This window comes from Methylomonas sp. Uni0011 (assembly GCF_056850255.1).
On sequence record NZ_JBVVNO010000002.1, the window covers coordinates 535,938 to 560,109 of the forward strand.

Genomic DNA, 24,172 nt, shown 5'->3' on the forward strand with positions numbered 1-24,172 from the left:
CCCATCACCGCCGCAAATTGCCGGATTGCCAGCGGCGATTCAGTTAATGGCGTAGCGGGGTTTCTCGGTCAGCGCCTCGCTCAAAGCCAGATGCTCCGCCGCATCGAACAAGATTTGCTGTTCGCGGAAAAATTCGGCACCGGCGTCGATCGCGTCCTGCATCACGGCGATGACGTAGCGTTCCGCGTGCGCCGAGCCAATCATGTTGTCCGGCACCGCCGCTTCGAGTTGCAAGCTCTGCCCGGTCTTGTCGAAGCCGCGGATGCGTAATCCGGCGAACGCCGCGCGCTCCTGGCTGCCGGGTAGCATAAATACGATATCGAGGGCCGGTGAACGTTTTTGCACCGGCAATTGCCGGTAGCCGGCCAAAGCGATTGCAATCTTGGTGATGGCTTGGCTGATGGCGCTGTCTTCCAACGCCCGGTCCGGCGTCATCGAAGCGATAAATAGACTCATCTTAATTCTCCTGGGCAAGTGTTTGCTGAACATGCAGCAAAATCGGTTCCAGAATTAGCGGTCCGCCGCCAGCGTCCGGAAATAACCGCCGAAGGCCGGCTAGTCGCGGTCTCAGCCGAGGCCGTACCGGTTAGCCGGCGCCGATCCGGTGCCGGATCGGCGTGGATTGTTGTGGTAAAGCGGACAAAATGCGGCGAGATTGGATGGCAAAGCTGCAAGCCGCTTCCGGTCAATTGCTGCGGTGAAAGCGTTTGAACAGGTAGAAGCCGGCAAACATGGCCGCAACAAAGACATAGTTTCCGGCCAGCCCTGCGCTGAGACCGACCAATGCCGGTCCCGGACAAAAGCCGGAGATGCCCCAGCCCACGCCGAATATCGCTGCGCCGCAGACCAAGCGTGCGTCGATCGCTGCCGGCGTCGGACCGGTGTCTTGTTCGTGGTCGGCGGCTTCGGTATTGCGGTGCAGCCAATGCCGGGCTCCGCCCAAGGTCGCCAGTGCGCTGGCCATGACCAGTGCCAAACTTGGGTCCCAGGCTCCGGCCACATCCAGAAAGGCCAAAACGTTGGCCGGATTACTCATGCCGGCAACCACCAAGCCGATGCCGAACAGCAGGCCGTAGCCGAAGAGTATCACTCCGTGTTTCATGATGTTTCCCTCTCTCAAAGCCAATGACGGGTCAGGAAGACCGTGATGCCGGCGCTAAACATAAAAGTCAGCGTAGCCACGACAGAACGGGGCGACAGGCGGGCGATACCGCACACGCCGTGTCCGCTGGTGCAGCCGCCGCCGAGGCGGGAACCGTAACCGACCAATAGTCCGGCCAGCGCCAGAAGCGTAGGCGACGCCTGCAATTCCGTGACCGGGTCGGCGCCGGCCAATTTCGCTAGCGGCGCGCTGGCGACCAGACCGGCCAGAAACCAGACGCGCCAGGCGTTGCCCTTCGGCCAAGGCGGCAACAGACCGGCAGCGATACCGGAAATACCGGCGGTATGTTTGTAGGTAAACAACAGTAAGGCCGCGGAGGCGCCGATTAGCATGCCGCCGAGAACGGCGGCGAGCGCAGATGAGTAATCCATGAATTCAGCATATAAGGAAAAGCCGCTATTGAAACAGAAAAGCCCGGAACTGGCGAGAACGGACCATTCGCCTGGTTTTGTAACCTTTCCGGCTGGTGAGTTTGGCGAAATTAACTAAGCTTGTAGACGGTATTCGCCCCGATTTTGCGCGACACCGAGGAAATAAGATGTCCGATAAACCCTTCTGTATTTTTGTTGTGGATGACGACGCCTTGTTGCGGCTGGTGATTGTCGACCAGTTGCAAGGCCAAAATTATCAGATTCACGAGTTTGCCGACGGTGCCGATTGCTTGGCTGCATTGGATCTGCAGCCGAATCTGATTCTGCTGGACATTGAGATGCCGGGCCAGAGCGGGATCGATGTTTGCCGACAGATTCGCGCCGACGGTAACGACGAGGTGCAAGTCATGTTCGTCTCGGCGCACGATGACCTGGAAATTCTGTTAACCGCCTTCGATGCCGGCGGCAACGACTTCATTCCGAAAAACGCCAAAAAGGAAGTATTGCTGCGCAAGGTCGAATTGGCGATCGAGACCGAACAGCAAAAACGCAATCTACGCACCCAGCTCGATTACGCCCAGCAAACGGCATTCACGGCCATGTCCAGTTTGGGCGAGACCGGAGCGATCCTGCATTTTCTGCGCACTTCGTTTCAATGCCGGACCCCGGCGCAACTGGGGGCATTGATCATCGAGACGCTGCCGCAATACGGTGCCAGCGGTCTGGTGAAACTGGACGATAGCTGCGGCGAACACGTTTTCGGGCCGGAGCCGGTATGTTCGGCGTTGGAGCGCTCGATTCTAAGCTATGTGAGCAAACTCGGCCGTATCTATCAGGCCGGAGACCGACTGGTATTGAATTTTCCGAACGTGACCTTGTTGGTGACCGGCCTGGATGTGACCGATCCGGACGCGATAGGCCGCTTGCGCGATCACCTGGCGATTCTGGTGGAGGGCGCCAGCGCCCGGATGGAGGCGATGGTCGGCGAACAGCAGCGCCAATTGCAGGCCAAAGCCAGACTGGAAGGTATTCGCGAATTGAATGCATTGTTGAGCGAAATCGAACAAAACCAACAGGTCAACCATCAGCAGCTGGTCAATCTGTCCGAACAACACCGCAGTAACATGGAGAACGCGTTCGTCCACTTGGGGCTGACCGATAGCCAGGAGTATTTGTTGCACGGCTATGTCGAAGAGTTAACGACTCAGCTGGACCGCTTGTTCGATAAGGACCACCAGCTGGCATTGCGCTTGAATCAGATCCTGGAAAAACAGAACGCTTTACTGGCCGGCAACGCCGAAGTAAGCGAGCAAGCGTGAGCCGGAACCCGTGAAGACCGGGCAGAACCCCATAAAAGTCTTGTTTTTGCCGGCCGAAGCGGTGATGAACCGCTTGAGCTTCAGCAAAAAGTTCAGCGTGATCGGGCTGTTGTCGCTGTTGGCGGTACTGGCGGTATTTTTTAACCTTTATCAAAATCTGAATCGCTCGCTGTCCTATGCGCAGCGGGAAGTGACCGGATTAAGCCAGATTGCCCACGTTACCCGGGCGTTTCAATTGATTCAACAGCATCGCGGCTTGTCGGCGGGCTTAATCGGCGGAGCTGAAAGTTTGCGGGCACGGCGCGACTTGGTCGAAGCCAGGACAACTGCGGCACTTGCCGAGCTGGTAGCCGCTAGCGATGCCGGTTCTGCGGGCGTCGCGATAGCCGAGGGCCTGCAGACGGATTGGGCGCTGTTGTTGCAACAGGGCGGGACCGAAATCAGTCAGCAGCGCAGCTATGAATTGCATAGTAACTTGATTGCCGGCCTGCTGGAGCTCGCAGCACTGGTCAGCGAGGAAAGCCGCTTGGTCAACGAGTCCAGTCTGGCTACCCACCACTTGATTTTGCTGGTTGTCGAGCAACTGCCAAAGGCCTTGGAAAACATTGGCCGGGTCAGGGCGATGGGGGTCGGCATCCTGGCCGCCAAGCAGATCGATGCCGCGCAAAAGCAGGAACTGGCGGTACTGAAAAGCCGGATATTGGACGACGTCAAAACGCTGGAGCACGCCGCGAAAGACATCCAGCGTTACAACCCGGCGCAACTGCCGTTGATGGCCGCGATGTTGGATCGTATCCGCGATGCGGTTACTCTGATCGCCGGGCATTTGATCGACGATATGCTGCAGCAGCGGTTTACCGTCGATCCGGATCAGTTTTTTTCTACCGCGACCATCACGATAGACAGCGTTTTCGAGCAAATATACGACAGTTTTTTGCCCGAGACGGAGCGGGCTATCCAACGCCGGATAGCCGAAATGCACACCTCATTGGCGTTGAGTGTGGGTGTGCCGGGTTTTTTGCTGGTGTTGATCGCTTATTTTTCGATAGGCGCCCATTTGTCGATCAGCGCCAGCATCGCCGGTTTGGCGAAGGCAGCCAAGGCGTTCGCCGAAGGCGATTTGCAGCAAAGGCTGGCACAGGATTCCGACGACGAAATCGGCCGGGTGGCCGGGCATTTCAATCGAATGGCAGACGGCTTCGCCGCGTTAATGGCGGAGCGAAAACGAGACGAGGTCCGTTTGCGCAGCATCGTCAATACCGCCTTGGACGCGGTCGTACAAATGAATCGCCATGGCGAAATCACAGGCTGGAACCCGCAAGCCGAGGCCATCTTCGGCTGGCAAGCCGAGGAAGTCTTGGGCCGACCATTACACGATTTGATTCTTCCGGAACGGTATCGCAATGCTCATTTGCAGGGGATGAAAACATTTCTCAGTAGCGGCAAAGGCAGCGCGGTCAACCGCCGCATAGAAGTTGCCGCATTGCGCCGCAGCGGCGGCGAGTTTCCGGTGGAATTGGCTATCACGCCAATCGAATTGGCCGATGCCGTCGAATTCAACGCCTTTATTCGCGATATTTCGTTCGAAAGGCAAGCCGCTGCCATTCTGCGGAATAGCGAGCAACGTTTTCGGGCCTTATTCGAATTTTCGTTGGACGCGATCATGACCTTGAGTCAGGCCCGCGGCTTTTTATCGGCCAACCCGGCCGCGGTCAGCTTGTTCGGCTGCCGCGATCTGGCGCATCTGTTGAGTCTGTCCCCGGTGTTGCTATCGCCGGAATATCAGCCGGACGGCCGTTGTTCCGCAGAGTTGGCCGCACTGTACATCGAACGGACATTGATGGAGGGTGCTCAACACTTCGAGTGGCAACATAAGCGAGCGGACGGCGAGCTGTTCTTTGCCGAAGTGCAACTGAACCGCATCGTCATCGGCGACGAAGAGCTGGTGCAGGCAACCGTGCACGACATCAGCGAGCGCAAACGGGCCAAGCAGGAGCTGGTGGCGAGCGAGGCCCGCAACCGGGCGATTTTGCGTACCATGGCCGACGGTGTGGTATTGATCGACCAGGTCGGGACTATCCTGTTGGTTAACGATGCGGTTTGTAACTTGTTCGGCTACGACGAAAACCAGTTAATAGACCACAATGTCAGCCTGCTGATGCCGGAACCCCATCGTTCCAGCCACGATGGCTATCTAGCCAGATATATGACGAGCCGCAGTCGCGCGATCATGAACCGCTGTGTGGAATTCGAAGGACTCAGATCGGACGGCAGCACCTTTCCGCTGGAATTGACGGTCAGCGAGTTGATCGACGATTACGAGAACATCTTTATCGGGGTGATCCGGGATATCAGCAACCACAAGGCTACCCAAGCCGCGCAAGAGCAGGCTCGCTTGCAAGCCGAGCGTCTATCGCAAGTCAAAAGTGATTTTCTGGCCAACATGAGCCACGAAATTCGGACGCCGCTGAATGCGATTCTGGGCTTGGCCAAAATGAATTTACGTAAGGCCGGGGCGGAAAATGCCAACATGGCCAAAATTTACGAAGCCGGCCAACACCTGTTGAATCTGGTGAACGATATCCTGGATTTTTCCAAAATCGAGTCGGGCAAAATGCAGTTGGACCCGCATCCGTTCAAACTGGCCGACCTGATCGGCGAAGTCCGCGAGTTACTGGAGCTGCGGGTGCGGGAAAAGCAGTTGACGTTGGTGGTGCAGTTCGATGGCGAATTGCCGGAATGGGTGCTCGGCGACGGTTTGCGTTTGCGGCAGATACTGCTGAACTTATTGGCTAACGCTGTCAAATTCACCGATAGTGGCTACGTGGCGGTCAAAATCAGCCGTCGCGACAAGAACGTGCGCTTCTCGGTGATGGATAGCGGGATTGGGATGACCGCGGAACAGTTGCAGCGCCTGTTCAATGCATTCGAACAGGCCGACAATTCGACTACGCGCAAATTCGGCGGTAGCGGTTTGGGGTTGGCGATCAGCCGGGATCTGGCGCGGTTAATGGGCGGCGACATCGAGGCGCAAAGCACTTACGGCGTCGGCAGCACCTTTGTGCTGACGGTCCCGCTGCCGGCCGCAGAACCGGAAACCGGGGATAGCGGCGCACTGGCCGCCAGCGGTGCAAGATTGCAAGGTCTACGCATACTCGCCGCGGAAGATGTCGAGTTGAATCGGCTGGTGCTGGCCGACATTCTGCATACGGAAGGCGCCGAGGTGGTGTTCGCGGAGAACGGCCAGCAGGCGCTGGATTTGATTCAGCGCTCAGGCCCTCAGGCGTTCGATCTGGTTTTGATGGATATTCAAATGCCGGTCATGGACGGTTACCAGACCACGCGGCGGCTGTTGGCGCTGGCTCCGGATTTGCCGGTGATCGGCTTGACCGCTCATGCCATGGAAGAGGAGCGTGCGCGTTGTCTGGAGGCCGGCATGAAAGACCGCATCACTAAACCGGTCGACGAGAACGCCTTGGTCAAGGCCATTGTGAAGGCGGTGCCGTTGCGCCTGTCGGCCGTCGTTGCCGTGCCGGTCGACCAGGACTTGCCTGCGCCGCCGCCCCAGGATGCGGCAGATACGCAACTGTCGCCAAGTTCGGGATTGATCGATTGGCAAGCGATGCTGGAGCGTTTCGACGGCCGCCAGACTTTCGTCGATAAGATTATCGACAACGCGGTCGACGGCAGCCAAAAACAGAATCTGGAAAAACTGCGGTTGGCCGCAGAGCAGGGCGATTTGGCGACGATCAAGTTTGTCGCTCATAACTTGAAAGCCTTTGCCGGGATTTTTCAAGTCCAATCGCTGTTACAACTGGCGCAGCAAACCGAGTTGGCGGCCAAGGACGCACAAGCCGACACTTCCGGTCTGGCGATGGAATTGGCCGAATTGTTGGCGAAAATCTTGCAGGAACTGTCCGAGAAGAGGGGCGCTTGAATATCATGCCGGCAGAATTTGCCGCCGGGCTGCGCAAAAAAATGGCGGGTAATTAAACCCGCCATAAACAACTTCCCTGTAGCTAGGAGGAGGTTAGCCACAAATAACGACCGCTGCGGCGAAGCGAGGCGGTCGTTATGTCAGCGTGCTAAACCTCTAGGATAAAACGATATAATCACAATCCTATATCTACAGATCAGATTTGGTTTGCTACCGTCGACTAACAGTATAGGTTAGTTAAAAAAAGTTTCCAGGACGGTGGGTTTTTTTTGAGGAATTAGATGAATTTAAACCAACTCGAATTGTTGCGTAATCTGCAAGAAACCGATTTCAACCTGAGCAAGGCCGCGGAAAAAATGCATGTGGTGCAGTCGGCGGTGAGCCGCCAATTGCAATTGTTCGAAGCCGAATTAGGTTCGCCTTTATTTATTCGCCAAGGTAAAAAATTGACCGGCCTGACGCCGCTTGGCGAAAAAATCATGGACGAAGTCGATTTGATTAATCAGGCGAAAAAGAACATTCAACTGATCGCCGACGACTTTCTCGACAACAACCACGGCACCTTCCGCATCGCCACCACGCATACCCAGGCCAAATATTTGCTGCCGGGGCCGATCGCCCGCTTCCGGGCCAGATATCCCGGCATCAAGATTTATATGGTGCAATCCTCGCCGGATAATCTGGTCAACTTGCTGCATCGGCATCAGGCCGATCTCGCCATTTGCACCGAAAAGTTGGCTGACGACGACAAACTGGTAGTCAAGCCGTGCTACGAATGGCATCACATCGCGATCATGCCGGCCGGACACCGGCTGGCCGACGGCGAAATTACGCTGCAACGTCTGTCTGCCGAACCGATTTTGACCTACTCGCCGGGGTTTACCGGCCGTAGCGCCATCGAAAAAGCCTTTCAAAATGCGCGCTTGCCGCTGGATATTACCTTGGCCGCGGCCGATTCCGATGTGATCAAAACTTACGTGAGGCTGGGTATGGGCGTCGGCATCATCGCCGGTACGTCTTACGAGCCCGGTCGGGATAGCGACTTGCTCGCCAAAGATCTGGCCGGCCTGATACCCAGTTCCACCACCAAGATCGCGTATTTGAAACAACTGTACGTGCCCAACTACTGCCGGTACTTTATCGACGAGTTGTTGGTAGAAGCGGCCGCCAACTACACCGCGGTCGGCTGATATCCGGTCGGCGATTGCGCCATATCGCCGCTTTGGCTTGGGTTATTTAACATAGCTTATTTGATTTCGGGCCGACCGATGCTGCGACAGAAGGCTTAGCCTGCTGATTGCAGACGGTTTCCGGTTTGCGGCGCTAATTTTGCTGGTGTGCAAAGGACATCTCGCATTCCGCACCGCCAAGCCAGCAGCTCATGTCCTTTTCTGTCAGCCAATCCTTACAAGAGCTTTATCTCGACTGCCGCAGCGAGCTGGAAGCCGTGCTCTTCGCCCGGCTACGCTGCCGGGAAACCGCGGCCGATCTCAGCCAGGAAGCCTTCGTCCGCTTATGCCGTAGCGAGGATCTAAGCAAAGTCGGCAACCTGAGGGCTTACCTGTTTCGCACCGCGCAGAATTTGCTGTACGACCATTACCGCAGCCAGAGCGCGCGTAACGCGACGATTGCCGACTGGCCGGAACCGGACTTGCCCGATGCCCCGGATCTGCGCTGCGCCGAAACCGTGGCTTTGAGCGAGCAAGCCCTGGACAGCCTGATCGGCAGTCTGGCGGAATTGCCGTCGCTGTGCCAACGCATCTTTTATCTGAACCGCTTCGAAGGCATGAAACAGCGGGAAATTGCCGAGCAACTCGGTATCTCGGTACGCACCGTGGAAGACAACATCAAACGCGCGTTGCTGCATTGCGCCAAATCCTTGGCTCAGCCCTAGCCGGACGATGTGGTTCCGGCTACGGGCCTCGTCTATCATATATCGCCTTCACCGTTGACTCAGGAATCTGCCATGACCACCGCACCGCTGCCGGACGACGACTCGCGCTTGCTGGAGCAGGCTTGCGCTTGGCTGGCGAAACGGGAGTCCGGCGAATTTTCCGCCGCGGACCGCCAAGGTTTGGCGGCCTGGCGCGAGGCGGATCCGGCCCACGAACAGGCCTGGCAACGGGCCCAGGCGGTCTGGCAGGGGCTGGGGCAATTGCGCGGCCGGCCGATTCCCGGCGCCGAACCCGGCTTGCAGGAACGCGGCCGGCTGCCGGCTACCGATGCCGCGGCGACGGTTTCAGTCGCGCCGACCTGTCCGCCGCTCCGAAATCGGCGCCGGCGGCTACGGTGGGCACCGGCAATTGCCGCTTGCGTGTTATTGGCGTTGACCTTGGCGGCGTTTTATCCGCCCTTGGCATGGCAGGCCGACTATCTGACCGGTAAGGCCGAGCAGCGCCGCGTCGTATTAGCCGACGGTTCTCGGCTTATTTTGAACGCCGACAGCGCATTGGCGATTCGTTTCGATAAGCTCCAACGCCGGGTCGAGTTGTTGCGCGGCGAAGCCTTTTTCGACGTGGCCAAGGATGCGCAGCGGCCGTTTTTGGCCGTCACCGATGCCGGTGAAGTGAGGGCGATCGGTACGGCTTTCGGCGTGCGCCGCACCGGTGCGCAAACCCAGGTCGAACTGGTCGAAGGCCGGGTCGAAATTCGCATCGGCGACCGGCACAACCCGCTGGCCGCCGGCCAAACCGCCGCAATTGCGGGCGGCCAAATATCCGTCCGCCCCGGCCGGCCGGAAAACATGGCGGTGTGGCGCGACGGTTACTTGCAATTCGACGGCGTGCCGCTGGCGGAAGCGGTCGAACGCATCAACGCCTACCGCCCCGGTAAGGTATTGCTGCTGAACTCGGCTTGGGCGGATAAACGGATCAGCGGCCTGTTTCGGCTCGATGCCCTCGACCAGGCCGTCGCCGGCTTCAGTTCCGCGGTGCCGGGCCTTAAAATCATGTCCTTGACCCGGTATCTGGTGGTGTTGCGCTAACCCGGCGCCATCTTACCCCCACAGTTTGACTCGAACCATCGCAACCCTGGCGGTGCGTTTGCGGCGTCGGCGGTGCAATCGGCGTTTTACATTCGGAGCGATAGATATGAAACCCATGCCGCTTAACCAAGCCTTCACGCTGATCGAACCCGGCCCGGTGGTGCTGGTGACGACCAACGACGGCCGGTGCGACAATATCATGACCCTGTCCTGGACCATGGTGATGGATTTCACGCCCCGCTTCGCGATCACCACCGGAGCGTGGAACCACTCCTACCAGGCGCTGTGCGAATTCAAGGAATGCGTGATCGCGATCCCGACGCTGGATTTGATCGACCAGACGGTGGGCATAGGTACCTGCTCCGGTGCCGATACCGACAAGTTCTCCAAGTTTGGTTTGACCGCAATCCGCGCCAAACAAGTTGCGGCGCCGTTGATCGGGGAATGCCTGGCAAACATCGAATGCCGGGTAATCGACATCGTCGAGCAGCACAACATCGTCGTGCTGCAAGGGCTGGCAGCCTACCTCGACGACGAACGCGAAGAACGCCGCACCCTGCACGCCGTCGGCGACGGCACCTTCGTTGCTGACGGCGTTAAATTGGATCGGCGGCAAATGATGGAATCGAAATTACCCGACGGCGTTTGAGGCCCCGTCCTGCACTGTCGGTTTGGGTTACCGGGCTTGCCTGGAGCGCGGAGCTAACAAAAGGTCAGATATATTGATGTTGTGTGGCAGTGGTTTCGAACGAATGAGCAAAATCGACCCATAAGAGACATTCAGCGAATCGGAGAAAGCGAGTATTCGCCTTTATTGCATCCACACCTTTAGTCACCAGAAGGCACATGAAAAGGCTGACCATAGATATTTGTCTTCGCTGAACATGCATTAAATTTATCAATAACATCGTTATTAAGAATAATATCAGCTTCGTAGAAGATAATTTCCTGTCCAAAATTCAATCCAACTTTCACGTCGAATTTACCTTTTGTGAGCCATGAAAACAGATCTAATACTTCTGATGGGTTATAACTTCTGTAGTAAAGACTATTGGGAGTTTGTGCTGGTACGCTTTTCATCAAATCAGGAAAAACAGGACCAACTTTAGCTTGAGTTGGCGTAAGAGAAGCATAGCGTCCAACTGCGTTTGAAAAAACAAAATTTACATCAATCATTCCGAAGCTAGTATTTTGATCATTGGGCAGCCCATGTCCATTGCCAATGATTTGGGTAGTAACCCCTTCAAATACCTCACCATCAAAACCGCTAATTTCAATAATACATTTTCTCATAGGAACTGGCCTATAGGTTGACTTATATAGACCCTGCGAGGATTCGGTTTCCATAAAAGAAACGACCAGATCATGTAACCGAAGTTTAAATATTTTATTTCCTACTATTCGATCAATATCAGGTTCATATGGTCTGTAGGTTATACTGATATCTTCCACATGGTCTAATCCGTGTATGGGTCTTAATCCAGTTGGCCAGCCTATTATGAGATGTTGGTCATTTTCCCAACCAAAAATAATTCCATTGTCTACAATATTTTCAGCCTCTTGCGGCGGAAGAACTTGTATTGAATTGTAAAACCATCTATGTAATGGCATTAAATTCACAACATATGAACCCTCCCCATTCCATCGTTTAACAATTGAAACAGAGCCAGATGGTGAAGGGATAGAGTAAGAAATGGGCGGCGATTTATATATAAAAGCAGCAACTACAGCAAAAAACATCAATACCCCAAAAACTAAGTACCGGAATATGTTTTTCAGAAGGCAATTATTCATTCAATATCTTTGGTTTCAGATGATAATTATAAGAAAATTTTAATGTCCGGGCGGATTCAAAACCGAAGTGCAACACCCAAAATGCCAGTAAGGTATGCACATGGAAATTAGATCAAAACACTATCAACAGCTTCAGCCTGAAGGGCCGTAGGATGCGGTAAACAAAGTGCACCGCATCGATCGCGATTGGTGCGGTTCGTAAACTTACCACACCCTACGCCTGCTTCTGGCCGCTTTCCGCCGCGCAGCCCAAAACAGCCAAGGCAACACCAATCGCTAACGTTTCCGGCGAAATCAAATCGCCGGAAACGCTGAAACTCGCCCGCAAATAGCTAAAAAATCAAGGCGCTTTTTTCCAGCCCGCCGCCATTGCCTGCTTGACCGTATCGAAACAGCGCTCGCCTCTGCTGAAGTCGATGACTACGCCAGCGTAGCTCGGGTGGCTGGGGACGAAGTAGTATTTGCGGTTCTTGCCGGAGATATTGCCTTTGACCGGGCAGGCGTCGGGGTTGCCGTTGTTGCCGTCCGAGTCGCTGCCGCCTTGGCCGCCGGGGCGGGGGCAGGCGAACGGGGCGAAATCGCGGTCGTAACAGACCCGCCATTCCTTGGCGTTGCGGTCGAAGTAGACGCTGTCTTCGGGCAATTGCGGATTATTTTGTACGAACCAGGCTTTGCCCTTGGCTTCGTTGGTGATTTGCTGGTCCGGCAGGCGCAGCGCGCTGTGCAGTGCCAGCGCTTTATCGAAATAGGCCTGCGGCGTACGCAGATTCTGATCGATCATGCAGGTGCCGTGGTTTTCGTATTCGTGTTGCAACAGCCAGGCGCTGGGGGTCATGCAGAAATATTTCGCCATCAGTGCGCGGTCGATTTTGGGCTGGTCGCCGGCGCAGGCCCGCGGGTAGTCGTTGGGTTTGGCCAGGGTGCCTTGCGGCCACAGCCCGTGCAGGATGTAACCGAAATGGGTGGTGCTGCCGCACTGCAGATAATCTTTTTGGCCTGGGCGGCGCTTTTCGCCTTTTTCGGCGCAATAGCGCGGCGCCCAGGAGTAGGACAGCACGTAAAATTCCGACGGCCGGTCTTGGGCGGTGTCGGCGACCTCGTTGTAGGCATCGTAAGTGTCTTTGGGGTCCACGCAGTCGGCGTGGGCTGCGGCGGCGCAAAGCGTCAGGCACATCACGGCAAGTAGGTTCGATCTGGTCATGGGGCGCTCCTCATCGTTGTTATGGAGTAAGTCGGTAGCGCGGCCCGCCACGACGCGCGCTAGATCGATTATGCCGCAGCCGCCGTGACAATATGAAGACATTTTCCCGTCAGAGGCCTGGGCCGGTTTGATCGCGCTGCCGTAGTGGCTGGAATTATTGACGCCGGGCCAATGTGGATTTTTGCGTCGGTTCCGTCTTTATGGTTAGCAGCCGCATCGCGGCCGTGTAACCGAGACGAATCAGGAGTGTTCATGTCCCACGCAACGTATTGCCGTTCGATTTTTATCTGCCGTGCGCTAGTCGCGTCGACGGCCCTGGCATTGGCCCCGGCGGCTCAGGCGGAAAACGTCGGCGCCAAGCATTATTACGATATTCCGGCCCAAGCGCTGAACCAGGCGTTGTTGCAGTTCGGCAAACAGAGCCGGCAACCGTTGATTTACGGCACCGACATCGCCGAGCATCTACGTAGTCGGGCAGTGCAGGGCGAGTATACCGACGCCGAAGCGCTGAATATGCTGTTGGCCGATTCGCCGTTGCGGGCGCAAACCACCGGCGACGGTACCGTGACGATTCAGCCCAAGCCGCCGGAGCTGCACAACAAAACCAGCCCGGAGCTGATGCCGGCGATGACGGTGGTCGGCAAGCCGGTCTATGCCTGGAATGCGCCGGACAATCCGGATTACAACCGGCCCAACGCCACCACGGCCACCAAAACCGATACTCCGGTGATGGAAACGCCGATCTCGATCCAAATCGTGCCGAAAGCGGTGTTGGCCGACAAACAGACCATGACCTTGCCGGATGCGGTCAACGGCCACGTCAGCGGCGTGTTGGGCCGTACCGGCGGCGGTTACCTGTATGACAATTTCGTGATCCGCGGTCTGGCCGGTTCCGGGTTTGGCGACGCTTACCGCAACGGTTTGTACAATCGCCAGGATATTTATGATATTGCCAACATCGAACAAATCGAGATTCTGAAGGGGCCGGCGGCGATGTTGTACGGCCGGATCGAGCCCGGCGGTATGGTCAATTACGTGACCAAAAAGCCGCTGGATACCGCGTATTACTCGTTGCAGCAGCAGTTCGGTTCTTTCGACCAATACCGTACTTTAATTGACGCCACCGGCCCACTCGATGCCGGCAAGACCTTGTTGTACCGGCTGAACGGGTCGTATACCGACCAGCAATCGTTTCGCGATTTCGTCGGCAACCAGCGTTTTTTCGTCGCGCCGAGTTTGACCTGGCGGCCGAGCGCCCGCTTCGAAACCAACGTCGATCTGGAATACAAACACGACCAATTTAATGCCGACTACGGCATTCCGGCGGTCAACGGTCGGCCGGCGCCGATTCCGCTCAGCCGTAACCTGAAGGACGGCTTTCACCGCCAAACTCTGGAAAGCACCTCGGTTGCAGTAGATTGGACCTATCATTTCAATGACGACTGGAAAATAACCCAGCGCTATTTGTTCAAGGATTGGACTCTGAGCGGGCCGACCTTGTATAACTACTTTGGGCTGCGCGACGACATGCGCACGTTGGATCGAGTGGCTACCAAAGGTGTGCAGGACGTCGTTAGCCACTCCGGCAATATCGATCTGAACGGCAAGTTCGAAATTCTGGGTAGCAAACATAATCTGCTGGTCGGATTCGACGGCTTTCACTCTTTGACCAGCTCCCATGATTCGGATGCGCCGACCGCGCCGATCGATATTTACGCGCCGGCCTACGGCCAAGTCGATTTCGATGCCCTGACCGTGGATAACGCCTTCTTTTATCGGCGTGAATCCTGGGTCGGTGCCTATTTGCAGGACCAGATCACCTTGTTCGACCGCTTGCATATTTTGTTGGGCGGGCGCTACGACAGCGTGACCACAGGGCAGAATTTTTCGCCGGTCTCGTTGCAAGCGGCGGAATTGGGGCGCAGTCCAGCCAACGACGACGCCTTCAGCCCACGAGCCGGGTTGACGTACCGCGTGCAGGATTGGCTGTCGCTGTACGGCAGTTTCAGCGAATCGTTCAGCGCCAATAACGGCGTCAGTGCCAGCGGCGAGAAATTCGACCCACAGCGCGGCAAGCAATACGAATTGGGGATTAAAACCGAATCGGCCGACCAACGATTTTCATCGACACTGGCATTTTTCTATCTGACCAAAACCAATATGCTGACCGACGATCCGAATCAGGCCAATCCGAATTTTCAGATTCTGGCCGGGCAAATCAGGAGCCGGGGTATTGAGTTGGATTTGGCCGGGCAAGTCACCGACCAACTGCATTTGCTGGCGACCTACGCTTATACCCAAGTCAATTACACCCAGGATTTCGACGGCCTGCAAGGCCACAGGCTGGAGAACGTGCCGCGCCATCAGGGCAGCCTGTGGGGCACCTGGCAGTTCAACCAGGCCTTCAAAGCCGGGCTGGGTGCGGTCGCGGTTGGGCCGCGGCCGGGGGATTCCGATAACAGCTATCTGTTGCCCGGTTACGTCCGCTTGGATGCGATGGCGGCTTACACCCAAAAAATCGGTCAGCAGCGGTTGACCGCGCAATTGAATATCAACAACCTGCTGGACAAGGAATACTACGCCAACTCGGCCGGCAGCAATTTCGGCGTGATCCCCGGCGCGCCGATCAATGTAATGGGCTCGTTGAAATACGAGTTTTAAAGCGGTGGGCCGTTACAGGCTGGCGCGCAGATACAGCAGTGCCAGCAGCAGATACACGGCAAAGCTCAATGCCAGCAGCCAGGGCCGGCCCTTGGGCTTGGCCCACTCCGGCAAATGGGGCGGCAATAACCGGTAATTCAAAAGATATAAGGCCGCCGGAAACAGGATGGTGCCGGCGAAGCCGATCAGGGCGCTGGTCAGGATCAACGGCCCCGGCGCATCGAGCTGCATCGTAAAGGAGGTAATCAAGGTCAGCAGCGCCAGAAACAGGTAATACCAGCGCCGGGCCGGCCAGCGTTGGGCCTGCGGAAACAGCGTCAACACGATATCGGCTTGAATCCGGCTGACCGCGTCGGCGGTAGCCAGCCAGGTATCGGTCAAAAATGCCGCGGCCACCACCAGAAACAGCAGCCGGCCGATTTCGCCCCAACTCACGGCAAAGAACTGGCTTTGCACGACGGCCAGTTCGTATTCCTGCGGCAGCAAGCCTTTGGGAAACAGCAGCGCATAGGCCAGCAGGCAGGTCATCAAGGTGGTCAATAAATTGCCGACGATGCCGACCAGGATGTCCGCGCTCAAGAATCGGCGCCAGGATTGCCAGTTTTGCGCGCTTTGTTCGGCGTCTGCCGGCAGAAAGCCGTCGCTGAGCACCGCTTCCTCGGCGCCGCCCAGGCCGGTGATGCGGCCGACCAGACCGGCCATGCCGGCGCCTTTGTCGCGCAGCCAGTACGAGTAAAACAAGATCCAGAAGCCGCCGAGGCCGGCGAAGGTGATGGCGGTCAGCAGTTTGCTGGCGTCATGGTTATCCCAGGGCCGGGGCATGTCGCCGACCGGCCCGAACAGGCCTTGGGCAAATTCCGGCAGTGCCTTCAGCACGTCGGTTTGCAAACAGGCCGACAGCAGGCCGACCACGGTGACGACGGCCACCAGCTTCATGAAACGCTCGATCAAGGTATAGACCACGCCACTGGCCAGAATCGCCGTCACGAACACCGCAATCGAGGCGTAGCCCCAGAACAGGCTTTGGCCGCGCTGGCTCCAGCCCTCCGGCCAATGGGTCAATTCGGCCATCGCCGTGCCGCCGGCCGAGGCGAACGCGCCGAACCACAGAAACGATACCGTCATCAGCAGCCATAAAAACACGCCGAAGCTGCGGTTCAAGCGGATGAAGCCGTGAAAAATGCTTTCCCCGGTCAGTAATGTGTAGCGACCGATTTCCAAGTTCAACGGGTATTGCAACAAACAGGCCGGTGCCAGCAACCAGAGAAAGGTCAAACCGTATTTGGCGACCATATACGGCCACCAGATCAGTTCTCCGCTGCCCTGAGCCAGCGCCATCCACACCACGCCGGGTCCCAATGCGGCCCACCAGCCGGGGAAGTTGGGGACGTTGTGACGGGGCAGGTCGGCGAGGGCTTTATTTTTCATCGGGCTAACGATAGTTTCGGGCTAAAACCGCCCATTTCCGCAAATTTGCCGGGATTTGGCAAATCCTCGGCAACTATCCCGGCCGCTCTTTACGCCTTTTTTACGTCCGGCTGCCTAGAATTCCGGGCCGTGGAAGTTTAGGCGGCGCGGTCGTCGCGGCGGGCGGCCAATGGAAACATTAAGGCGATGGTGCCGAGCTTGGCGGAGCGTTCCGTCGATTCGGAGCGCTTGCGAATCAGGGTAAGGAGAAATTTGTGCGGATGATGATATCGGGCCTGCTGGGACTGGCAGCCCTGGCGCTGCCGGCACTGGCTGCCGCGGATGCCGGCTCGGCGCCGGAAAGCCTAAAACCTTTGGATTTGACCGGCCATTGGGCCGGTTACATTTCGCTTTTGGTCATGGTGGCGGCGTATGTCGCGGCGATGCTGGAAGAAGTGACCGAATTGCGCAAATCCAAACCGATGCTGTTGGCGGCGGCGTTAATCTGGTTCGTTATCGTGCTGGCCTACCGGGACCAGGGACTGGATGAACTGGCAGTCGCCGCGTTTCGCAGCAATTTGCAGACTTACATCGAGTTGTTGCTGTTCATCATGGTATCGATGACCTATCTGAACGCGATGGAGGACATGCGCCTGTTCGACGCCTTGCAAGTCTGGCTGGTTAGTCAGCATTTGAGTTATCGGCAACTGTTCTGGATGACCGGATTGTTGGTGTTCTTGCTTTCTTGTGTGGTCAACGGCCTGACGGCCGGCCTGCTGATGGGGGCTGTGGCGGTCGCGGTCGGCAAGAGCAATCCGCGCTTCGTGTCCTTAGCGTGTATCAATATCGTAATCGCAACCAATGCCGGCGGTTCGTTCAGTCCTTTGGGCGGGATTTCGACCTTGTTCGTCTGGCAGCACGGCATCCTCGGTTTCACCGAATTCTTCAAGTTGTTCTTACCCTGTCTGGTGAATTTCCTGGTGCCGGCGCTAGCGATGCATTTTGCGCTGCCGCAGGAAGTTCCCAGCATCGAAATGGCGGATGTCGCGTTGCCGCGCGGCGCGAAGCGCTTGCTGTTTCTGTTCGGCGTGACGATTGCGTTGGCCGTGGTGTTCGATATGGAACTGCATTTGCCGGCCGCGGCCGGCATGATGGCGGGATTGTCGTTACTGCAGTTTTTTTATTACTACCTGCACAAAACCGAAAAAGCGCAACCATTGAACCAGTCGGAGTTCTCGCTGTTTTTCGGCGGCGGCGATTACCAGGCCGCCGCCACCCAATCGACGCGTTTCGATATTTTCGACAAAGTCGGCCGGTTGGAATGGGACACGCTGTTGTTTTTTTACGGTGCGATGATGGGCATCGGCGGCCTGGGTTATATCGGTTATCTCGACGCCGTCTCACACCTGCTTTACGGCCAACTCAGCCCGACCTTGGCCAATATCGCGATCGGCCTGTGCTCGGCCTTCGTCGATAACGGCACGCTGATGTTCGCGATTTTGACCATGCACCCCGACATCACCCAAGGCCAATGGCTGCTGTTGACTTTGACCCTGGGCGTCGGCGGCAGCTTGTTGGCGATCGGTTCGGCGCCGGGGATTGGCTTGTTGGGCCAGGCCAAGGGACAATATACCTTCAGCAACCACATGAAATGGTGTCCGGTGATCCTGCTCGGTTATTTCGCCAGTATCGGCGTGCATTTTCTGGTCAACGCCCATTCCTTTTGACGCGGATGTCCGGCGGGAAGGTTGAGGGCTATGTTCGGTAGCAGGCGGCGGCAGGGCAATGCCGGACCGGAGGCGCGCCTGCCGGCCAGGACCCGGAGCGAGCGCTTCACCGGCTACGTTTGCGGGATCGCCGCGCCGTTTATTTGCACGCTGGCGGCTTGGCCGTTCCGTAGCATATTGGAGCCGGCCAGCATTCTGATGAGCTATATGCTCGGCGTATTCCTGGTCGCCAGCCGTTACGGCCGCGGCGCGTCGCTGACCGCCTCGCTGCTGAGCCCGCCGGTGTTCGCCTATTATTTTGCGCCGCCGATTTTTTCGTTTGCGATTTCCGATCTGGAAAACATCGTCGGTTTGGCCATCATGATCGTCGTTGCCAGCCTGACCAGCAATTTATTGGATCGGGCCCGCAGCCAGGCCGAAATCGCCCGGCAACGGGAAAACCGGGCCAACGCCTTGTACCGCTTAAGCCGGTCTTTGTCCGATGCTCAGAGCCGCGAGGCGATTGCGGCGTTGGCTGCCGAGCGGATACGCGACGAATTCGGCGCCGAAGCGCTCATCGTGCCGGCCGACGAGAACCGGCGCCTGCCCGCGTCGGTTGCCGAAGTTGGGCCGGGTTTCGATACCGAAGCGGCCCGGCAGGCGTTCGCGGCGAACTCGACTCGCCACAGCCAGGGTGCGGCCTATTATCCGTTGGCCGGATCGCAGACCGTATTCGGCGTGTTGTTGGTCAAAGCGGAGCCTTCGTCGCGCTTGGTGCATCCGGAGGCACTGGCTTTGTTCGAAACCTTCCGCAATCTGGTCGGCCAGGCGCTGGAGCGCTTGTATCTGGCCGAACGCGCCCGCGAAGCCGGCCTGCAGGTGCAGGCCGAAGCGTTACGTAACGCCTTGCTCAGCGCGATCTCCCACGACTTGCGCACGCCGTTGACCCGGATCAGCGGTGCGGCCGGCGCGTTGATCGACAATGCCGACCGCTTATCGGCGGCCGAGCGCCAGGAGTTTTACCGGGCGGTATTCGACGAAGCGCAACGAATGGCCGAATTGACCAGCAAGATTCTGGACATGGCCCGGCTCAGCAGCGGCGAAATTACGTTGCATTGCGAATGGAACGCGCTGGAGGAAATCGTCGGCAGCGCGTTGACCCGGCTGGATAAAGCGCTGCGGGAGCGGCCGGTGCGTACCCAAATTCCGGACAGCCTGCCGTTGTTGTGGGTCGATGCCGTCTTGTTCGAGCAAGTGCTGGCCAATCTGATCGAGAATGCGATCAAATATACGCCGCCGGGCAGCCCGATCGATATTGGCGCGGAACTGGCGGCGGACGGTTTGCAATTGACCGTTACCGATTACGGCGCCGGAATTCCGGACGGCATGCAGCAGAAAATCTTCGACAAATTCTACCGGCTGAGCGGCGAGACCGAACACGGCGGCGTCGGCTTGGGGCTGGCGTTGTGCCGGACCATCGTCGCCGCCCACGGCGGCCGGATTCGGGCGACGAATCTGGCCGGTAAAGGCGCGGCGTTCATCATCGATTTGCCGCTGCGCGAGCCGCCGGCGCTGGATTGGGGCGAAACGGGGGAGAGTGGCGGATGAACGATGCGGCACCGTTGATTTTACTGATAGAGGACGACAGCCAAACCCGGCGCTTTTTGAAGACCAGCCTGGCCAACCGCGGCTGGCGCATCGCCGAAGCCGATTGCGCCAAGGCCGGACTGGCGCTGCTGAAAAGCGAGCAGCCCGATTGCGTGATTCTGGACTTGGGCTTGCCGGACATGGACGGTATTGCCGTGGCCCGGCGCTTGCGGCAACTGTCCGATCTGCCGGTGCTGGTGTTGTCGGCCCGTAGCCAGGAGCAGAACAAGATCATGGCGCTGGATGCCGGCGCCGACGATTATCTGACCAAACCGTTCGGCAGCGGCGAATTGCATGCCCGTTTGCAGGCCTTGTTGCGCCGGGTGGCGCGTAGCGTCGCGGCCAGCGAGACTTTCGAAACCGGGCAATTAAAAATCGATCTGGCGCGGCGCAAAGTGTTCATCGCCGGTAACGAAGTGCGGATTACGCCGATCGAGTTTCGCCTGCTCGGCATCCTGGTGCGTCATGCCGGCCTGGTCGTGACCCATCGGCAATTACTCGGCGAAGTTTGGGGCGCCGAGCATATTCACGACCAGCACTATCTGCGCATCTACATGGGCCAGTTGCGGCACAAGCTGGAAGTAAATCCGGCCCGGCCGCGTTATCTGTTGACCGAAGTCGGCGTCGGCTACCGGCTGGCCGCCGACGGCGGCTGAAACTGGCTGCGCTTGAAACTTCTCAGCCGTTGGCTTTTTGCAGCTTTTTCAGAATGCTTTTGCTGATGCGGTCGACAAACTCTTCCGGGTTGTCGTAACCCTGTTTCTGGATGAAGTCGACCACCGTTTTGACCAATTGCTTGGTTTCGGCGATTTCCTGGTGCGAGCGGCCGCAGCCTGAGCAATGAGTACCGTCACTGGTGCATTGGTCGACGCAAGGGCTGTATTTCATATCGTGTTTTCCGAAAAGTTAGGTGATTGAAGGCGGGCTATTGTAAGTCTGTGCCGCCGTTTCCGGCAAAGCCGGCGTCGCGGCGGATTGAATTGCAGCCGGCGCGATTGCACGGGCAGGGCCGCTAGACAGCCGAAATCGTCGGCCGGGGTTGCGGCATATCGCCTATTTTGCGTGTGGCAAATAACATAGTTTTGGTTAATCCATAAAACATAAAATTAGAAAGTTATAATATTACAAAGCCTTACAATTTGGTGCGCTTGTTGCTTGACTCAATTCTGGCCGAACCCTGGCGTTCGCCCCGATTTCAGACTTTCGAAAGGCAAGCAATGAACAATTTCAATTCAAATCTACCGTCGCATCTTCCGAACCAACCCACGGCAACGTCCGGCGGTAATCGGCTGCGGTGCGATAAATGGCTCGGCACGGTATCGCTCTGTTTCGCGGCTTCGGCGTTGGCTGCCGAGACCGCGCCGGAACCGGCCAGAACCGAAACCGAGGTGGTGTTGGAAAAAGTGATCGTCACCGACAAGTTCCCCAGCGTAAAAAACCTGGGCGCATCGGAGATGGAAGCCGATATTCTGGAAAGCAAGCGCGCCGCGGTCAGCGACACCGCCAAGTTATTGGAGGATACGCCCGGCGTCAGTTTGTACGGGGCCGGCGGCGTGTCCAGTTTGCCGGTGATCCACGGCCTGAACGACGACCGGGTCAAAATCGACATCAACGGCATGACCTTGACTTCGGCCTGCGCCAACCACATGAATCCGCCGTTGTCGTATATCGACCGCAGCAATATCGGCAAGATCACGATTCTGACCGGGGTGACGCCGGTGAGCCTGGGCGGCGACAGCATCGGCGGCACCATTTCGGTACAAACGCCGGAACCGGTGTTTGCCGAGCCGGGCAAGGATATTTTGCTGGACGGTTCGGTGTCGTCGTTTTACCGCAGCAACGGCGACGCCTTCGGCGGCAGTATCGCGGCCGGCGTCGCTACTCAGAACGTCCGGCTGGACTACACCGGTTCGCATACCGAAAGCATGAATTACAACGACGGCAACGGCCAGATCGTCAACTCCACGGCTTACGTCAACCAGAACCATTCCGCGGCGTTGTCGTTCAAATCCAATAACCATCTGGTCGTGGTCAGAGGCGGCCAGCAGCACATGCCCTACCAGTTGTTTCCGAACCAGCGTATGGACCTGACCAATAACGACAGTATCTTCGGCAACATCATGCACAAGGGCAGTTTCGATTGGGGTACGTTGGAAAGTAAGTTCTACTTCGAATCGACCCAGCACAGCATGGACATCGGCGACGACAAGCACAACCGCTATCTCGACGGTACGGTGTCGGGCGGCGGCTTTGCTTTTCCGAACGACAGGATGCCGATGGAAACCCGCGGCCGCAACCTGGGCTACAAAATTCTGGCGGAAATCCCCTACGGCAAGCGCGATACCTTCAGAATCGGCAACGAATACCACGCCAACAAGCTGAACGATTACTGGCCGGCGGTGCATAACGATCCCGGGCCGGCCAACCCCACGCCGAATCCGGCATACTGGATGATGGCGCCGCAGAATTACATCAATTTAAACAATGCGGAGAAAGAGCGGGTTGCCTTTTTCGGCGAATGGGAAGCGCGCTGGAACGAACAATGGAAAAGCTTGCTGGGTTTGCGCTACGAACACACCAGCACCGATACGGGTAACGTCAGCCCCTACAACCCGAATCTGCTGGGCACCAATGGCAATTTGGCGAACAATCCCGATCCTGCAGGCGCGAAATTAGCCTTGACGGCGGCCAACGCCTTCAACGCTCGCGATAAAGGGCGGACCAACGACACTTTCGATGTGACGGCTCTGGTGCAGTTCACGCCCAACGACATCAGCCAGTACGAATTGGGTTATGCCCGCAAGAACCGCACCCCGAATTTGTACGAGCGTTACGTCTGGGGCGCGCGGAAAATGGATATGGCGATGATAGGCTGGTTCGGCGATGGTAATGGCTATGTCGGCAATATGGATTTGACCGAGGAAACCGCCCATACCGTCAGTTTGACCGCAGCATTTCACGAGCCGCAAAACAATTTGTGGGAAGTCAACGTCACGCCGTATTTTACGTACGTCAATAACTTCATCGATGCGGATCGCTGTCTGGTAAATACCAATCCGGCTCGCGACGCGAACGGCTGCCGCACCGCGGCAACGTCATACACGGGCGGGCCTACCATCAATAACTTGACGGTGGACAATCAGTACGTCTATTTGCAATACGCCAACCACGATGCGCGGCTATGGGGTATGGACGTGTCGGCTCGCACCCGCTTGTACAAAGACCAAAAGCTCGGCGAATTTGCGGCCCATACCACGATGAGTTACGTCCGCGGCGAGCGGATGGACGGCGGCAACCTGTACCACATGATGCCGTTCAATATGAAATTGAGTCTGGACCACCGCTTGAGCAGTTGGCAGAGCGCGCTGGAAATGCAGTTCGTCGACGGCAAATCCCATGTCCAGCAAATCCGTAACGAAGTTCAGACGCCGTCCTACATCCTGCTCAACGCCAGAACCGGCTACGAATGGGGCAGTGTCAGGCTGGACGTCGGCTTGGACAACGTGCTGGATAAACAATATTTCCATCCCTTGGCCGGCTCCTATCTCGGCGACCGCTACGGCATGAACCCGACCGCCGCCCCCAACGTCACCGTGCCTTGGGGCCGAAACGTGCCGGGTATGGGCCGCTCGGCTTTCGTCGGCGTCACGATCAAGTATTGATGGAGTGGCGGCCTCCGGCTGGGCTGGCAATGCCGTTAAGTTATGGATGGTAGGAGCGGGCCACGCCCGCGATCAAGCGCCTTCGGTCGCAGGCATGGCCTGCTCCTAGTGCGCTCGTGACGGCGCACACATAGCATGGTGAAAGTCCATGTCAGGGTATGCCAAGGCCCTGTAGCAGAAGATAACTGCGTCGTAGCGAAACGGGGTGGAGAGCAATCGGAGGCGAACTGGCGGTCCGCAGGAGACGAACTCGATTCGGCGGGACACGGCGGCGAGCCTGCTAGGAGATGGCGAAGCCTGAAACGCATCGAACACGTTGGTT

At 57.4% G+C, this 24,172-nt stretch carries 18 protein-coding genes; 11 read left to right on the top strand and 7 right to left on the bottom strand.

The features are described from left to right. Positions 1–39: 39 nt before the first annotated feature. The 3 genes from AC0IM9_RS05135 to AC0IM9_RS05145 all read right to left on the bottom strand — a co-directional run bounded on the left by AC0IM9_RS05135 (position 40) and on the right by AC0IM9_RS05145 (position 1,533). Positions 40–456 (bottom strand): hypothetical protein, encoded by a 417-nt coding sequence (locus tag AC0IM9_RS05135; protein ID WP_482803293.1) that lies wholly within the window; start codon positions 454–456, stop codon positions 40–42. A 229-nt stretch (positions 457–685) separates the two neighbouring features. Beyond that, positions 686–1,102: a DUF6691 family protein gene (locus AC0IM9_RS05140; protein WP_482803294.1), complete on the bottom strand. Its 417-nt coding sequence runs from the start codon at positions 1,100–1,102 to the stop codon at positions 686–688. A gap of 14 nt (positions 1,103–1,116) precedes the next feature. Continuing rightward, positions 1,117–1,533: a YeeE/YedE family protein gene (locus AC0IM9_RS05145; RefSeq protein ID WP_482803295.1), complete on the bottom strand. Its 417-nt coding sequence runs from the start codon at positions 1,531–1,533 to the stop codon at positions 1,117–1,119. A gap of 167 nt (positions 1,534–1,700) precedes the next feature. Between AC0IM9_RS05145 and AC0IM9_RS05150 the strand changes: the two genes are divergently transcribed. The 6 genes from AC0IM9_RS05150 to AC0IM9_RS05175 all read left to right on the top strand — a co-directional run bounded on the left by AC0IM9_RS05150 (position 1,701) and on the right by AC0IM9_RS05175 (position 10,421). Further along, positions 1,701–2,852, top strand: coding sequence for a response regulator (locus AC0IM9_RS05150; protein ID WP_482803296.1), 1,152 nt, complete (start codon positions 1,701–1,703; stop codon positions 2,850–2,852). A 10-nt stretch (positions 2,853–2,862) separates the two neighbouring features. After that, on the top strand, positions 2,863–6,789 hold the full coding sequence (locus AC0IM9_RS05155; protein WP_482803297.1) for a PAS domain S-box protein: 3,927 nt from the start codon (positions 2,863–2,865) through the stop codon (positions 6,787–6,789). A 281-nt stretch (positions 6,790–7,070) separates the two neighbouring features. Beyond that, positions 7,071–7,979, top strand: a complete 909-nt coding sequence (locus tag AC0IM9_RS05160) for a LysR substrate-binding domain-containing protein (RefSeq protein ID WP_482803298.1) — start codon at positions 7,071–7,073, stop codon at positions 7,977–7,979. A gap of 191 nt (positions 7,980–8,170) precedes the next feature. Beyond that, positions 8,171–8,683 carry an RNA polymerase sigma factor gene (locus AC0IM9_RS05165; RefSeq protein WP_482803299.1) on the top strand — a complete coding sequence of 171 codons (513 nt, stop codon included), beginning with the start codon at positions 8,171–8,173 and terminating at the stop codon, positions 8,681–8,683. A gap of 72 nt (positions 8,684–8,755) precedes the next feature. After that, the gene (locus AC0IM9_RS05170; RefSeq protein ID WP_482803300.1) at positions 8,756–9,772 is read left to right on the top strand and encodes a FecR family protein; all 1,017 of its coding nucleotides are present in this window, start codon (positions 8,756–8,758) and stop codon (positions 9,770–9,772) included. Between the two features lie 106 nt (positions 9,773–9,878). Beyond that, positions 9,879–10,421, top strand: a complete 543-nt coding sequence (locus AC0IM9_RS05175; RefSeq protein WP_482803301.1) for a flavin reductase family protein — start codon at positions 9,879–9,881, stop codon at positions 10,419–10,421. A gap of 179 nt (positions 10,422–10,600) precedes the next feature. Here the strand turns inward: AC0IM9_RS05175 and AC0IM9_RS05180 are convergent, their stop codons facing one another. Next, positions 10,601–11,512: a hypothetical protein gene (locus tag AC0IM9_RS05180; protein WP_482803302.1), complete on the bottom strand. Its 912-nt coding sequence runs from the start codon at positions 11,510–11,512 to the stop codon at positions 10,601–10,603. Between the two features lie 394 nt (positions 11,513–11,906). Further along, positions 11,907–12,767, bottom strand: a complete 861-nt coding sequence (locus tag AC0IM9_RS05185; RefSeq protein WP_482803303.1) for a ribonuclease T2 family protein — start codon at positions 12,765–12,767, stop codon at positions 11,907–11,909. Positions 12,768–13,019: 252 nt separating this feature from the next. Between AC0IM9_RS05185 and AC0IM9_RS05190 the strand changes: the two genes are divergently transcribed. Beyond that, a complete protein-coding gene (locus AC0IM9_RS05190; protein WP_482803304.1) occupies positions 13,020–15,428 on the top strand; it encodes a TonB-dependent siderophore receptor in 2,409 nt (802 codons plus the stop codon). Positions 15,429–15,440: 12 nt separating this feature from the next. Here the strand turns inward: AC0IM9_RS05190 and AC0IM9_RS05195 are convergent, their stop codons facing one another. Then, the gene (locus tag AC0IM9_RS05195) at positions 15,441–16,856 is read right to left on the bottom strand and encodes an Nramp family divalent metal transporter (RefSeq protein ID WP_482803305.1); all 1,416 of its coding nucleotides are present in this window, start codon (positions 16,854–16,856) and stop codon (positions 15,441–15,443) included. Between the two features lie 260 nt (positions 16,857–17,116). Here AC0IM9_RS05195 and nhaD point away from each other — a divergent pair, with 260 nt between their 5' ends. The 3 genes from nhaD to AC0IM9_RS05210 are packed head-to-tail and all read left to right on the top strand — an operon-like array spanning position 17,117 to position 20,844. After that, positions 17,117–18,562, top strand: a complete 1,446-nt coding sequence (gene nhaD / locus AC0IM9_RS05200; protein WP_482803306.1) for a sodium:proton antiporter NhaD — start codon at positions 17,117–17,119, stop codon at positions 18,560–18,562. Positions 18,563–18,592: 30 nt separating this feature from the next. Next, on the top strand, positions 18,593–20,149 hold the full coding sequence (locus tag AC0IM9_RS05205; protein WP_482803307.1) for a DUF4118 domain-containing protein: 1,557 nt from the start codon (positions 18,593–18,595) through the stop codon (positions 20,147–20,149). Next, positions 20,146–20,844, top strand: coding sequence for a response regulator (locus AC0IM9_RS05210; RefSeq protein WP_482803308.1), 699 nt, complete (start codon positions 20,146–20,148; stop codon positions 20,842–20,844). The genes AC0IM9_RS05205 and AC0IM9_RS05210 overlap by 4 nt, the downstream gene beginning before the upstream one ends. Before the next feature lie 22 nt (positions 20,845–20,866). Here the strand turns inward: AC0IM9_RS05210 and AC0IM9_RS05215 are convergent, their stop codons facing one another. Beyond that, positions 20,867–21,076: a DUF1289 domain-containing protein gene (locus tag AC0IM9_RS05215; RefSeq protein WP_278211518.1), complete on the bottom strand. Its 210-nt coding sequence runs from the start codon at positions 21,074–21,076 to the stop codon at positions 20,867–20,869. Positions 21,077–21,405: 329 nt separating this feature from the next. On the opposite strand from AC0IM9_RS05215, the gene AC0IM9_RS05220 reads away from it, so the two are divergent. Then, positions 21,406–23,850 (top strand): TonB-dependent receptor, encoded by a 2,445-nt coding sequence (locus AC0IM9_RS05220; protein WP_482803309.1) that lies wholly within the window; start codon positions 21,406–21,408, stop codon positions 23,848–23,850. Positions 23,851–24,172 lie beyond the last annotated feature (322 nt).

Coding starts and splice junctions, on each gene's coding strand:
- AC0IM9_RS05135 (WP_482803293.1), bottom strand. CDS start 456: ATGAGTCTATTTATCGCTTCGATGACGCCGGACCGGGCGTTGGAAGAC.
- AC0IM9_RS05140 (WP_482803294.1), bottom strand. CDS start 1,102: ATGAAACACGGAGTGATACTCTTCGGCTACGGCCTGCTGTTCGGCATC.
- AC0IM9_RS05145 (WP_482803295.1), bottom strand. CDS start 1,533: ATGGATTACTCATCTGCGCTCGCCGCCGTTCTCGGCGGCATGCTAATC.
- AC0IM9_RS05150 (WP_482803296.1), top strand. CDS start 1,701: ATGTCCGATAAACCCTTCTGTATTTTTGTTGTGGATGACGACGCCTTG.
- AC0IM9_RS05160 (WP_482803298.1), top strand. CDS start 7,071: ATGAATTTAAACCAACTCGAATTGTTGCGTAATCTGCAAGAAACCGAT.
- AC0IM9_RS05165 (WP_482803299.1), top strand. CDS start 8,171: ATGTCCTTTTCTGTCAGCCAATCCTTACAAGAGCTTTATCTCGACTGC.
- AC0IM9_RS05170 (WP_482803300.1), top strand. CDS start 8,756: ATGACCACCGCACCGCTGCCGGACGACGACTCGCGCTTGCTGGAGCAG.
- AC0IM9_RS05175 (WP_482803301.1), top strand. CDS start 9,879: ATGAAACCCATGCCGCTTAACCAAGCCTTCACGCTGATCGAACCCGGC.
- AC0IM9_RS05180 (WP_482803302.1), bottom strand. CDS start 11,512: ATGTTTTTTGCTGTAGTTGCTGCTTTTATATATAAATCGCCGCCCATT.
- AC0IM9_RS05185 (WP_482803303.1), bottom strand. CDS start 12,767: ATGACCAGATCGAACCTACTTGCCGTGATGTGCCTGACGCTTTGCGCC.
- AC0IM9_RS05190 (WP_482803304.1), top strand. CDS start 13,020: ATGTCCCACGCAACGTATTGCCGTTCGATTTTTATCTGCCGTGCGCTA.
- AC0IM9_RS05195 (WP_482803305.1), bottom strand. CDS start 16,856: ATGAAAAATAAAGCCCTCGCCGACCTGCCCCGTCACAACGTCCCCAAC.
- nhaD (WP_482803306.1), top strand. CDS start 17,117: ATGATGATATCGGGCCTGCTGGGACTGGCAGCCCTGGCGCTGCCGGCA.
- AC0IM9_RS05205 (WP_482803307.1), top strand. CDS start 18,593: ATGTTCGGTAGCAGGCGGCGGCAGGGCAATGCCGGACCGGAGGCGCGC.
- AC0IM9_RS05210 (WP_482803308.1), top strand. CDS start 20,146: ATGAACGATGCGGCACCGTTGATTTTACTGATAGAGGACGACAGCCAA.
- AC0IM9_RS05215 (WP_278211518.1), bottom strand. CDS start 21,076: ATGAAATACAGCCCTTGCGTCGACCAATGCACCAGTGACGGTACTCAT.
- AC0IM9_RS05220 (WP_482803309.1), top strand. CDS start 21,406: ATGAACAATTTCAATTCAAATCTACCGTCGCATCTTCCGAACCAACCC.